Raw genomic sequence first — 13,693 nt, 5'->3', positions numbered from 1 at the left:
TAGCAATGACCGTTTACGCACAGCCCGGCACCGAGGGTTCGAAGGTCACGTTCAAGGACCGCTATGAGAACTGGATCGGCGGCGAATGGGTTGCACCCGTGAAGGGCCAGTACTTCGAGAACATCACGCCCGTCACCGGCAAACCGTTCTGCGAGGTGGCCCGCGGCACTGCCGAGGACATCGAACTCGCCCTCGACGCCGCGCACAAGGTGGCTCCCTCCTGGGGCCGGACCTCGGTGGCCGAACGCGCCGCGATCCTGAACAAGATCGCCGACCGCATCGATGAGAACGTCGAACTGCTCGCCGTCGCCGAGACCTGGGACAACGGCAAGCCGGTCCGCGAGACCCTCAACGCGGACATCCCGCTCGCTGCCGACCACTTCCGCTACTTCGCCTCCGCCGTCCGCGCCCAGGAGGGCCGGCTGTCGCAGCTCGACGACGACACCACGGCTTACCATTTCCACGAGCCGCTCGGCGTCGTGGGCCAGATCATCCCGTGGAACTTCCCCATCCTGATGGCCGTCTGGAAGCTGGCCCCCGCGCTCGCGGCGGGCAACGCCGTCGTCCTCAAGCCTGCGGAACAGACGCCGACGTCCATCCTGGTCCTGATGGAACTGATCGGCGACCTGCTGCCGGCCGGCGTGGTCAACGTGGTCAACGGCTTCGGCGTCGAGGCGGGCAAGCCGCTGGCCTCCAGCCCGCGGATCCGCAAGATCGCCTTCACCGGCGAGACCACGACCGGACGGCTGATCAGCCAGTACGCCTCCAACAACCTGATCCCCGTGACGCTGGAACTCGGCGGCAAGAGCCCGAACATCTTCTTCAACGACGTCGCCGACTCCAACGATGCGTTCTATGACAAGGCTCTGGAAGGGTTCGCGCTGTTCGCCTTCAACCAGGGCGAAGTCTGCACCTGCCCGTCCCGCGCCCTGGTCCAGGAAGGCATCTACGACTCCTTCATGGCCGACGCCCTGGCCCGGACCGAGAAGATCATCCAGGGCAACCCGCTGGACACGGAAACCCAGATCGGTGCGCAGGCCTCCAACGACCAGCTGGAGAAGATCCTTTCCTACATCGACATCGGAAAGCAGGAGGGCGCCAAGGCGCTCACCGGCGGCGCCCGTGCTGAACTGTCCGGTGACCTGGCCGGCGGCTACTACGTGCAGCCCACGATCTTCGAGGGCCACAACCGGATGCGCATCTTCCAGGAGGAGATCTTCGGCCCGGTGGTCTCCGTGACCCGCTTCAGCGACTACAACGACGCCATGGGCATCGCCAATGACACCCTCTACGGCCTTGGCGCCGGCGTCTGGTCCCGCAACGGCAACGTCGCGTACCGGGCAGGCCGCGAGATCCAAGCCGGTCGTGTCTGGGTCAACAACTACCACGCCTACCCGGCCGGTGCCGCATTCGGCGGCTACAAGTCCTCCGGCATCGGACGGGAAAACCACGCCATGATGCTGGACCACTACCAGCAGACCAAGAATCTCCTGGTCAGCTACAACGAAAACAAGCTCGGCTTCTTCTAAGGATTGGGGCGCTCCCGTGAAGGATCAGGCCGAGGGCCCCGCCGCGAGCTTGCGAGCTGCGGGAAGGGCTGATCCGGCGACTCCGTCGCCACGAAGGGGCCCTCGCGCCCCACTCCCGTCCCAATCCGGGCGGGGAGGATCAGCTCCATCCGTCCCCGCCCGCACCATGCTTCCCGCCCTTACCGCGGCGGAAGAACCACCCCTGGCCACCCCTCAGGGAGGCAGCACCACCTTTTCCGCACCACCCATACAACGCTCTAATGACGCAAGGATTTCGCCAATGACGACGACAATGCAAGCAGCCGTAGTATCCGAATTCGGCAAGGACCTCCAGATCCAGGCCATTCCCGTCCCAACGCCCGGCCGCGGACAGGCTCTCATCAAGGTGATCACCAGCGGGGTCTGCCACACCGACCTCCACGCCGCGGAAGGGGACTGGCCGGTCAAACCGTCCCCTCCGTTTGTGCCCGGCCATGAAGGCGTGGGCGAGGTGGTTGCTCTCGGCGAGGGCGTCACCGATCTCACGGTCGGGGACCTGGTGGGCAACGCCTGGCTCTGGTCCGCCTGCGGCGACTGCCAGTACTGCCGCACCGGCTGGGAAACGCTGTGCGAGGCCCAGAAGAACGCCGGCTACAGCGTGGACGGCTCCTTCGGCGAGTACATGCTGGTGGACAGCCGGTTTGCCGCCCGGATTCCGGCCGGCTCGGATCCCGTGGAGGTCGCTCCGGTGCTTTGCGCCGGCGTCACCGTCTACAAGGGACTCAAAATGACCGAAGCTAAACCGGGGGAGTGGGTCACCATCTCCGGCATCGGCGGGCTGGGGCACATCGCCGTCCAGTACGCCGTGGCCATGGGCCTGCGCGTCGCCGCCGTGGACATCGCCGACGATAAACTCGCCCTCGCCAGGAAGCACGGTGCCGAACTCACCGTCAACGCGCTCCACGAGGATCCCGCGGAAGTCATCCAGCGTGAAACGGGCGGCTGCCACGGAGTCCTGGTCACGGCAGTGCACCCGTCGGCCTTCGGCCAGGCCATCGGCATGGCCCGCCGCGGCGGCACGATCGTGTTCAACGGCCTGCCGCCGGGTGACTTCCCGGCACCGATCTTCGAGATCGTGCTCAAGGGCTTGACCGTCCGCGGCTCCATCGTTGGGACACGGCAGGATCTCGAGGAAGCACTGGATTTCTACGCGCAGGGCAAGATCCACCCCACCGTCTCCATAAGGGAACTCTCGGAAGTCAACGCTGTCTTCGACGAAATGAAGCACGCCAAGATCGACGGCCGTGTTGTGCTGAGGTTCTGATGCCGGGGACCAGGCTGGACGCCGCGGCGACGCTGCCCGGGGAGGACTTCTCCCGGGTGGCGCTCACCGCAAAGGCGGTGGGGCTGCTGCTGAAGCTCTGGGCGCAGCACGGCCCGCTCATGTTCCACCAGTCAGGCGGCTGCTGTGACGGCTCCGCGCCGATGTGCTACCCGGCAGGGGACTTCCTCACGGGGGAGTCGGATGTGCTGCTGGGGCGGTTCGACCTCTCGGCGGACGCCGGCGGACCGCCCGGTTCGGTGGACGACGACGGCACCCGCGGCGCTCACGACGGCGGCCGGCCGCTGGAGTTCTGGATGTCCCGGGAACAGTTCGGCTACTGGAGCCACACCCACCTGACGGTGGACGTGGTGCCGGGCCGGGGGAGCGGATTTTCCGTCGAGGCGCCGGAAGGCAAGCGCTTCCTGATCCGCTCCACATTGATGGACTGGCCGGCCTGAGCGAACCCAGACCGGACGTAATACTCCTTGGCAAATGACACTCAGGTGGGGCCGCGAACTAGCGGCCCCACCTGAGCGCTGCCGGTTAGTTGACTGGTTGAAAACCCCCAATTTGGGTGGCTCAACAGGGCAAAGAGCTCCGGTTCGGCCGCATCCACAAGGTTTTCACGGGCACGCCACCGCACGATGGCACGGTTACATCCCTCCTAGCGGCAGGTGTGCCATGAAACTCTTAGCCTGGAAGTCAGACGGGGGCGCGGATCAAAGTCGATCTGCGTCACCCACCGATCCACCAACAAACCGACGTCAACGTCGCAAAAAGCACGGCAAGCAGGCCATCTCTTTCCGGACGGTGGCTGCTGTAACCACACTCATGATGCCAATCGCTATGGGGTTGCCCGTGGTGTCAGCCAACGCGGTGCAGGCACCGGTGGGGGAGGGTTTTACCGTCACCCCCTCAGATCTCTCCTTCATCCTGAAGCAGATCAAGATTGCTGAAGCCCACGTGGCCAACACGACCTCAGCCACCGGCCCCTGTGGTGCGCTGATCGGGACAGGCCCCAATCAAATTCCGAGCCCCCTCGTCTCTCAGGGGCTCCGGACGGTGGACGGGTCATGCAACAACCTTCAGCCCGGCCAGGAGACGTTCGGTGCAGCCGACCAGAAGTTCCCGCGCCTGACCACACCGGTGTTTAAGGGTGCCGAGAACGCTTCGGCCTTCGGCGGCCCGGCCGCCTCGTCCTACGCCCAGAAGTCCGGGACAGTCGTAGACTCCGAGCCCCGCGTGATCAGCAACCTGATCGTGGACCAGACCTCGACCAACCCGGCAGCCGTCGCCGCGGCCGGCAACCCGGTCCGGACGCAGGGCAACACGGGCGTCGTGCCCTGCACCACGGACCCGGATCCCCTGGCCACTCCGCCCGTCGCTGGCGTTCCCGCAGACTGCGTGCCGTCCTACAGCACGCTGTTCATCGAGAACGTGACCACTGACGTTGGCCTCTCCCCGCCCTACAACTCGATGTTCACCCTCTTCGGCCAGTTCTTCGACCACGGCGTTGACCAGACTGTCAAGGGCGGCGGCACGGTCTTCGTGCCCCTGAAGGCTGACGACCCGCTGCGCACCGTTGGCCCTGACCGCAAGGCAAACACGGGCGACGAGGTTCCGGCGAGCCAAGCCTTCATGGTCCTGACCCGCGGCCAGAACCAGCCCGGTCCGGACGGAATCCTCGGCACCGCGGACGATCTCCAGGACGCGAACAACACGGACTCGCCCTGGGTCGACCAGAGCCAGACCTACACCTCGCACTCATCACACCAGGTGTTCCTGCGGGAATACGTCAACAACAACGCCGGGAGGCCGGTCGCCACGGGCAAGCTGCTCGGCGGACCTGCCGGCCCGACCGCCGGCGGCATGGCTACTTGGACAACGACCAAGGCCCAGGCTTCGGCGCTCCTCGGAATCCAACTGCGGGACAAGGACGTCCTGAACGTGCCAATGATCGCAGCGGACCCCTACGGCAAGTTCATCCCCGGCCCCCTGCGCGGGCTGCCGCAGTTCGTGACGGCGACCGGACTCGTGGAAGCCAACCGCGCCGACAACGGCGGCCTTGGCACGCTGGTGCCGGCCAACGTCAAGTACTTTGACACCCCGTTCCTGACGGACATCGCGCACAACGCGGACCCGTCGCCCCAGGACACGGACCGCAACCCCGCGACACCCAAAGTCTCTCCCACTCCGGATACGAACACCACGGCCTCGGCCGACTTCGCCAGCCAGGCGCCCGGCACCTACGACGACGAGATGCTGAACGCGCACTTCATCGCCGGTGACGGCCGCGTCAATGAAAACATCGGCCTCACCGCCATCCACCAGATCTTCCACTCCGAGCACGACCGGCTTGTCGATGACATCGAGAATGTGCTGACCAACGACACGTCCGCGAGCGGCACGGCTGCCCTGGCCGAATGGAAGCTGGCGTCCGGCGCCAGCGGCTGGAACGGCGAGCGGCTCTTCCAGGCCGCACGGTTCATCACGGAAATGGAGTACCAGCACCTGGTCTTCGAGGAGTTCGCCCGCAAGGTCCAGCCTGCGATCAACCCGTTCGAGCCGTTTGCATTCACCCAGACGGAGCTCAACCCCGCCGTCAAGGCTGAATTCGCCCACGCCGTATACCGCTTCGGCCACTCCATGCTGACGGAAACGATCTCGCGCAGGAATGAGGACGGAGCCGGCACGGACACGGTGTTTGGCACTTCTGATGACACGAAAGGCAGCCAGAACGACATTTCGCTGCTCGAGGGCTTCCTCAACCCGCCCGAGTACACCAATGGCGGCCCTGCTGGTCCGTTGACCTCGGAAGAGGCTGCCGGCAGCATCATCATGGGAATGTCGGACCAGGCAGGCAACGAACTGGACGAGTTCGTGACGGACACTCTCCGCAGCAACCTGCTGGGCCTGCCCCTGGACCTTGCCGCGATCAACATGACGCGGGCACGTTCTGAAGGCATTCCGCGGCTGAACGTCCTTCGCAGGGAGCTGTTCAACTCCACGAATGACGGCCAGCTCAAGCCCTACATCAGCTGGGTCGACTTCGGAGAGAACCTCAAGCACCCGGAGTCCCTCGTCAACTTCGTCGCAGCCTATGGCCAGCACCCCTCCATCACCGGCGCGACAACGCTGGCAGGCAAGCGGGAGGCGGCACGGCTGATCGTCAGCCCCGCTGCCGGGGATGTCCCTCCGGCCGATGCCGCAGCGTTCATGAACAGCACCGACGCCTGGGCCAACGACGGCGTCAACTCGAAGACCGGCCTCGACAACGTCGACCTCTGGGTGGGCGGTCTTGCGGAGCAGACGGTGGTGTTCGGCGGCCTGCTGGGCAGCACGTTCAACTACGTCTTCGAGAACCAGCTGACCGACCTGCAGAACGGCGACCGGCTCTACTACCTGGCGCGCACCCCGGGCATGAACCTGAGGGCGCAACTGGAGGGCAACTCTTTCGCAGAACTGATGATGCGCAACACGAACGTGCACAGCCTGAAGGCCGATGCGTTCGCCACCTCGGACTGCAAGTTTGAACTGAAGAAGCTGGCAGGCACCACCGCCGGCTTTGCAGCATCCGGCAACACCGTGGCGGATGACCCGGACTCAGACTGCAGTGAGGCGGATCTGCTGATCCGTATGCCCGACGGCACGATCAAGTACCGTGCAAGGAACACAGTCGACCCCTCCGGAATCAACGGACAGAGCGTCTACAACGGCACCGCCGGCGTGGACCGCATCTTCGGCGGAAACGACAGCGACACTTTCTGGGGCGGTGAAGGCAACGACGTCATCGAAGGCGGCGACGGAGCCGACGTCGCACTCGGCGGCGACGGCGACGACATCATCACCGACCTCGCCGGCGACGACGTCCCGAAGGGCGGACCCGGCAACGACGCGATCGACGCAGGCCCGGGCCTGGACATCCTCATGGGTGGCGACGGCAAGGACTTCACGAACGGCGGAGCCAATGCCAACGAGACCTTCGCCGGAGCCGGTGACGACTTCGTCATGCTCGGTCAGAGCCTTGACGCCGCGTTCGGCGACAGCGGCGACGACTGGGAAGAAGGCGGCGACCAGCCGGACCTGATGCAGGGCGACAGCGGCAACCTGTTCTTCCTGGATGATTCCCAGAAGCCCGGACACGACATCCTCGTCGGCCAGGGCGGCGACGACGACTACGACATGGAGGGCGGCGACGACATCGGCCTCGGCGGCCCTGGCATCGAGAAGGTCGCCGGAGCTTCGGGCTATGACTGGGAGACCGGTCAGGGCGATCCGCAGCCCCAGGATCTGGATCTTGACCTCCCGCTTGTTCCGCTGGACATCCTGCAGACCGATGTCCGCGACAAGTTCAACGAAGTTGAGGCCGCCTCTGGCTGGAAATTCGATGACAAGATCCGCGGCGACGACGTAGTCCCCAGTGGTGTTGGCGGCGGCGGATTCATCGGATGCAACGTGCTGAACCAGGAGGGTCTTGACCGCATTGCCGGTCTCGACGACCTGGTGCCGGCGCTGACCACTCCGGCGGACACGGTCATTGCGGCATCAGCCGGCAAGGACTGCCCGCTGCTCACGGCCGGTTCGAACGTCTGGGGCGATGGCAACATCCTCCTTGGCGGCGGCGGCTCGGACCTCCTTGAGGGACGCGGCGCTGACGACATCATCGATGGCGACCGGTACCTCGGCGTCCGGCTGAGTGTCCGCACCGACCCGAACAATGCGGCAACCGAGATCGGCAGCGCCAGCATTGAAGCGTTGGGCCAGAGCGCCATGACCAGCCGGTACCTGAAGGACGCCAACGGCAACCTCACCGGGCCGACGCTCCAGGAAGCCGTCTTCGCGGGAACCGTTAACCCCGGCAACATCGTGGCCGTCCGCGAGATCCTCACGGGCTCCGGCGGCACCGACTCGGCAGTGTTCACCGGCCCGCAGGCCGACTACACGGTCACCACCACCGGCGGCGACGGTACCCTCGGCTCCCCGGGATCAGTCACCACGGTGACCGACAACGTGGGCACTGACGGTACCGATACCGTGCGGAACGTCGAACGGCTCGTGTTCGCCGACACCGTTGCACCGTCGGCGCCGGTCATCGGCGCGGCAACGGCCGGCAACGGCCAGGCAACGGTCAACTTCACCCCGGCAGCAGGCGGCGCCGCCACCAGCTTCGAGGTTCGGGTGGTCAATGCAGCCGGAACCCAGGTCGGCGCACTTCGGACGGCAGACGCCGGTGCCACCAGCCTGGTGGTGACGGGTCTGACCAACGGAACCCCTGTCCGGTTCCAGGTCCGGGCCGTGAACGCGATCGGCGCCAGCGCCTTCTCGGCACTGTCCAACTCGGTCACTCCGGCAGCCCCGGTTCGACCCGGAGCGCCGCGAATGGGCGTACCAGTTGCGGGGAATGCCCAAGTCACGGTCAACTGGCAGGCGCCGTTGCCCGTGGTAAACGCTGCACCTATCACGGAGTACAGGATCCGCACCTTTGTCGGGACCGGTACAACGCCGGTGCGGACGACAGTGGTGGGCAACGTCACCAGCGCGGTGATCGGTTCGCTCATCAACGGAACGGGTTATACATTCGTCATCAACGCCGTCAATGCGGCCGGGGCGAGCGTCAATTCAGCCCGCTCCGCAGTCGTCACTCCGCGCTCTGAGTTTGTGGCACCGACGGTCACCGCCAGGACGCCGGCCGCGGGCGCCACGTCCGTCAGCCAGACGAACAACCTGAGCGTGACGTTTAGTGAGCCGGTGGCGAATGTCACCACGGGCACCGTGGTGCTCCGGCTCGGTACCACCGTTATTCCCGCCACCGTCACGTACAACAACACGACGAGGACGGCGACGGTAAACCCGAACGCCAACCTCCTGGCTGACCGCACGTACTCGCTGGCTGTGTCTTCAGTCCGCGACACTGCCGGCAACACCATCGCGTCCACGTCGTGGCAGTTCACCACGGGTCCCGCTCCGACAGTTGTCTCCGTATCACCAGGTATCGGTGCCACCGGAGCGAGCCGTACGGCGAACATCACTGTCCGCTACAGCGAGCCGGTGACGAACGTCAATACCGGAACGGTGGTGCTGCGGCAAGGCGGCTTGACCGGTCCGGTCGTAGGGGCCACTGTCACCTACAACGCCACGACGCAGACGGCGACACTGAACCCGTCCGCGACGCTGGCGGCCAACACCACCTACACGATGGCAACGTCCTCCGTACGGGACTTGGCCGGCAACCCGCTTGCCTTCCGGTCCTGGACCTTCCGGACGGGCGCCGTGTAACTCAGCTGGCCGGTTGGCGGCTCCTGACAAGGGGCCGCCTACCGTCCGCCGGGACCCACGCCCGGCCCTCCACCACACCGCGCAGCCGCAGCGCGGAGGAGGGCCGGGCGTGGGTTTTTGTGCGCCCATCTCAGTATTCGGGACAAATATGGCCGTCCACTGGATGGACACTACACTTGATAGGTCTGTTTCCATCCCCTATCAGGACTGTGGACTTCCAATGAATCTTTTCCGGACCAAATCCATCGAGCAGTCAATAGCCGACGCCGATGAGCCCGGACGCAAGCTGAAGCGCTCCCTGAGCACCTGGGATCTGATGATCATGGGCGTCGCCGTTGCCGTCGGCGCCGGCATCTTCTCCGTAGGCGCCAAAGCCGCTGCAAACTTCGCCGGCCCCGCCGTCACGCTCTCCTTCGTGGTCGCCGCCGTCACCTGCGCGCTGGCGATCATGTGCTACGCCGAGTTCGCCACCGCCATCCCGGTGGCGGGCTCCGCGTACGTTTTTACTTACGCCACCATGGGCGAGATTCTGGCCTGGATCATCGGCTGGAACCTCATCCTGGAGCTCTTCACCGCGGCTGCGGTGATCGCCAAGTATTGGGGTATCTACCTCAGCAAAGTCTTCGCCCTGATGGGCGTGGACGTGCCGCCGGCCATCTCGCTCGGCGGGGTTGACCTGTACTGGGGCGCCTTCCTCATCGTCGCCGTGTTCACCGTGCTGCTGGTCCTCGGAACCAAGCTGTCCGCCCGCGTCGGCAACATCTTCACGCTGATCAAGATCGGCGTGGTGGTGTTCGTGATCATCGTCGGCTTCAGCTATGTGAAGCTTTCCAACTACACCCCCTTCGTCCCGGCCTCCGAACCGACGGCCAATGCCGGCGCGGCCGACGTCCTGAAGCAGTCGTTCTTCGGCTTCCTCACCGGAGCCGCGCCCGCGCAGTATGGCACCCTTGGGATCTTCGCCGGCGCCGCGCTGGTGTTCTTCGCCTTCATCGGCTTCGACGTCGTGGCCACCTCCGCGGAAGAGGTCAAGAACCCGCAGAAGACCCTGCCCCGCGGCATCTTCGGCGGACTGGCGCTGGTGACGCTGCTGTACATCCTGGTGTCCCTCGCACTGACCGGCATGGTCTCGTACACGCAGCTTGCCGAGGCTGAGAGCCCCACGCTCACCACGGCCTTCGAGGCCGTAGGCAACACCGATGCCGCGAAGGTGATCGCTTTCGGATCCCTCGTGGGCCTGACTACCGTGATCATGGTGCTGCTCATGGGCCTGGCCCGTGTCGTGCTGGCCATGAGCCGCGACGGCCTCCTGCCGCGCTCCCTGTCCAAGACCAGCGAAAAGCGTTCGACGCCGGCCCGCCTGCAGATCATCTGCGGCGCCGCCGTTGCCCTGGTTGCCGGACTCACCAACGTGGACCTGCTCGAGGAAATGATCAACATCGGCACCCTGTCCGCCTTCGTGATGGTCAGCCTGGGCATCATCGTGCTGCGCCGGAAGCGCCCCGACCTGAAGCCGGCCTTCCGCGTGCCGTTCGGCAAGGTAATTCCCGTCCTGTCCGCGGTGCTGTGCCTGTACCTGATGACCAACCTCGCCGTGGAAACCTGGATCTTCTTCGGCATCTGGCTGGTGGTGGGCATTGCCATCTACTTCGCCTACGGACAGCGGCACTCCCGCCTCAACGAGAAGTTCGCCGGCGCCAAAGCCGCTGTGAATGGCCCTGCAGGGGACCGCGACGACCGGGACAACGACGCGCTGACCAAGGTCTAGCCGGACCCGATCCACGTGGGCGACCGCCCGCTGGTGGTGCTGTTACGGGGCGGCATGCCTCCCCACCCAGTCCACCAGCGGGCGGAGCTGTTCCCAGCGGGTGGCAATCTCGCGTTCCGCCTCCGCTGAGCCGAGCCATTCGGGCTCCCCAAGGGTGACGCCGGCGGAGAGGGACTTGTGCTTCAGCAGCTCGGCGCGGGGATGGTCCTTGGGAAAGCCCCGCGGCACGGTTTTCAGTTTCTCGCCTTCGATGGCGAATCCGCCGGCCGCGATGGCATCCACGATGTGCTGCAGCTGTTCGCCGGTGTTCCCCGCGTCCACGGAATTCCGGTAGCGGACCAGCTGCGCGGGTGAATGCGAGTGGTAGCCGCCGCCAACAAGCAGGCCGTCTGCGCTGATCTGGAGGTAGTAGCCCACACCTTCCTGGTAGGAGGCGAAGGCCCCCTGGGCGATCTTGTAGGGGGACTTGTCCGGGGAGAAGCGGACGTCACGGTTGGGACGGAAAATCTTGCCTGGGCCAAAGCGCGGCTCAAGGTCGGCGAGGAGGGCCTGGAGCGGGCCCTTGACGGATTCCTGGTACACCGCGGAATGGGCCTGCCACCAGTCGCGGTTGTTGTTCTCCTCCAGCTCAGCGTAGAACTTCGCTGCCGCGGCGGGGATGCCCTCGAATGTGCTCATGGATGAAGCCTAGGGTTTGCCGGCGCCTCCGGCCACGGCCGCATCCGCCTATGTGGAACGCCCGCCTATGTGGAAGCCGTGCCTATGTGGAAATCAGCGGCAGGCCGTGATGCGGTACAGCGTGCGGCCCGCTGCAGAAGCCACTTTTTCAAAGCCCCGGTCCGTGGGGACGTTGTAGAAGCCCGGCCACCGGCTCAGGCTGACGCTGCCGTGCGACGTGCCGGGGGCGTCCTCGTAGAAGTAGGTGGCGCCGACCTTGCGCACCGCCTCACAGATCGCAGGGTCTGTTGCCAGCCGGTTGAAGCCTGTGCGGAGCAGTTCCTTGGCAGCGCTGCCGGCCGTTGGTGCACCCAGCTGGGTGTAGACAACATGCCGCCCCGTCAGCGCATAGAAGTACGTTTCGCCGTTGAACGGATCCCCGATCACCACCGCATCTGCAGGCAGCATGGCACCCGACCGCTCGATAAAGGCCTGTTCTCCGCTGGATAGCACGCCGGTTCCCGGATTGTTCGAGACAGCATAGTTCTGTGCGGCCACCGCCACGCGTTCCACTGACCGGTAGCTTCCGGAACCGACGTAAAGCGCACCCGTGACCGCGACCACGGCCACGGTGAAGAGGATGGCGGGAACGGGCCACCGTCCTGATGTGTTTTCCCGTGGAAGCCGGGAGGACAGGGCCCGGACCACTGCCCGCACTAGGGCACCCGTCACCACGGCAATGGCCAGGGCCGCCAGCAGGCTCCCCGTCATGGCAATGAACGGCGCGATCCGCTGGGTGTCCTTGTACCACACGCCTGTCAGCCACCGCAGCCCGTTTTCCGGTCCCGCAGCCAGCACATAGAGCCCCACGAAAGCCAGCCAGGCGACGGCGAGCGGCCTCGCTTCCCTGACAAAAACGGCTACCACCGCGCCAAGAATCACCAGCAGCCCCACGGCCATGTTGAAGTCGTCCGGCGCGGGCGGGGAGAGGGCCGGAAAGCGCGGCAGATCGAAGAACGCAAGGTTCAGGGAGTCCGGGACCACGGCCCGCACGGCCCGGCGGTAGGCCATGACACCCGCCAGCAGGCGTGAGTTGGCCAGCCCCGACCATGCCGCTGTGGCAAGCACTGCCGCCGCCAGCACAGCCCCCAGCGTAAGCAGGGGACGGCGCCGCACGCCGCGCACGAGCAGCGGCAGGAAGCGGGCGGCCACAAAGGGCAGAAGCGCGACGTCTGTGGCAAACAGGGCACTGGGGTGCGCCGCGGCACAGCCGCCGAGGAGGGCGAGAAGGATGGCTGCCAGCAGGATCTTTTCCCGGGCCGGCGTTTCAGCCCGTCCGGCGGACGTCAGGCGGCGCAGCAGCAGGACGGCCACGGCCAGGGTTGCCGGCACAAGGGCGGTGGCCAGGCCGTTGGGCCACTGGCCGCTGCGGAGGAGCTGCGAGAAGGGGAAGCTGACGAAGGAGGCCCCGATCAGCGGCGTCAGCGCCCAGGCCGCAGGGTGCCGCGGCAGCACGGCTGTGGCCAGGAAGGCCAGGCCGGCCGGCCAGATCAGCCCGCCGATGACGATCGAGGACAAGTTGGCCGCTTCCGCCACACTGCCCGGAATGAGGGCCACAGCGCCATGCCAGCCTGCGGGGTAATAGGTGGCGGTGCCAGCGCCGAAAATGGGGGCGATGCTCCACGGGGTGGCCTTGCCGCTTTCCTGGATCCACCGCAACGCGTTCAGGTGGAAGACCGGGTCCCAGCCCTGTGAGGCAGTGGCAGGGTCCCCGATTCCGCGGAGGATGGCCAGGCAGGTCACCCCGGCTCCGACGGCAACCCCCGCGGCCACCGCCAGTGTCGCCGGCAGGCCCAGGCCTTCAGGCCACAGCGGCGTTCCAAAGGCGAACCGCCTGCCGGCCAGCCAGGCGGCGACGACCAGCGGCAGGGCAACAAGCGCTGCAGTGCCGGCGTTCCATGGCAGGCCAACGGCGGCCGCCAGGAAACTGCCGGCCAGATACATCAGCAGGGTGACGGCCGGACTGAGCGCGACGGCCGCCGGCCAGCCCGGCTTTAGCGGCAGCAGAACCAGGAGTCCCGGCAGGAAAAATGCGGCGGTCAGGAACAGGACGGTCGGGGCCGAGGAGGCCAGCCCGAAAAGCCAATCAAGCATGGTGGG

The 13,693-nt window shown here is 66.1% G+C and carries 7 protein-coding genes; 5 read left to right on the top strand and 2 right to left on the bottom strand.

The features are described 5' to 3' along the window. The first annotated feature begins 5 nt into the window (after positions 1-5). The 5 genes from exaC (at position 6) to QF036_RS19480 (ending at position 10,876) form a co-directional block, all read left to right on the top strand. Complete coding sequence (gene exaC, locus QF036_RS19500; RefSeq protein ID WP_307104499.1) at positions 6-1,529, top strand: acetaldehyde dehydrogenase ExaC; 1,524 nt, start codon at positions 6-8, stop codon at positions 1,527-1,529. A gap of 280 nt (positions 1,530-1,809) precedes the next feature. Beyond that, the gene (gene adhP, locus QF036_RS19495) at positions 1,810-2,832 is read left to right on the top strand and encodes an alcohol dehydrogenase AdhP (RefSeq protein ID WP_307104497.1); all 1,023 of its coding nucleotides are present in this window, start codon (positions 1,810-1,812) and stop codon (positions 2,830-2,832) included. Then, positions 2,832-3,290, top strand: a complete 459-nt coding sequence (locus QF036_RS19490) for a DUF779 domain-containing protein (RefSeq protein WP_307104495.1) — start codon at positions 2,832-2,834, stop codon at positions 3,288-3,290. Before adhP ends, QF036_RS19490 begins: the two co-directional genes overlap by 1 nt. Before the next feature lie 373 nt (positions 3,291-3,663). Next, complete coding sequence (locus QF036_RS19485) at positions 3,664-9,108, top strand: peroxidase family protein (RefSeq protein ID WP_307104493.1); 5,445 nt, start codon at positions 3,664-3,666, stop codon at positions 9,106-9,108. Positions 9,109-9,328: 220 nt separating this feature from the next. Then, the gene (locus QF036_RS19480; protein ID WP_307104491.1) at positions 9,329-10,876 is read left to right on the top strand and encodes an APC family permease; all 1,548 of its coding nucleotides are present in this window, start codon (positions 9,329-9,331) and stop codon (positions 10,874-10,876) included. A 42-nt stretch (positions 10,877-10,918) separates the two neighbouring features. Here the strand turns inward: QF036_RS19480 and QF036_RS19475 are convergent, their stop codons facing one another. Both QF036_RS19475 and QF036_RS19470 read right to left on the bottom strand, forming a co-directional pair. Then, the gene (locus QF036_RS19475) at positions 10,919-11,554 is read right to left on the bottom strand and encodes a DUF2461 domain-containing protein (RefSeq protein ID WP_307104489.1); all 636 of its coding nucleotides are present in this window, start codon (positions 11,552-11,554) and stop codon (positions 10,919-10,921) included. A gap of 93 nt (positions 11,555-11,647) precedes the next feature. After that, positions 11,648-13,687 (bottom strand): DUF6541 family protein, encoded by a 2,040-nt coding sequence (locus QF036_RS19470; RefSeq protein WP_307104487.1) that lies wholly within the window; start codon positions 13,685-13,687, stop codon positions 11,648-11,650. Positions 13,688-13,693 lie beyond the last annotated feature (6 nt).

Source organism: Arthrobacter globiformis (assembly GCF_030817195.1).
Taxonomy (GTDB): domain Bacteria; phylum Actinomycetota; class Actinomycetes; order Actinomycetales; family Micrococcaceae; genus Arthrobacter; species Arthrobacter globiformis_D.
Note: the sequence above shows the minus strand (reverse complement) of the source record. Positions and strands in the feature narration are given on the sequence as shown.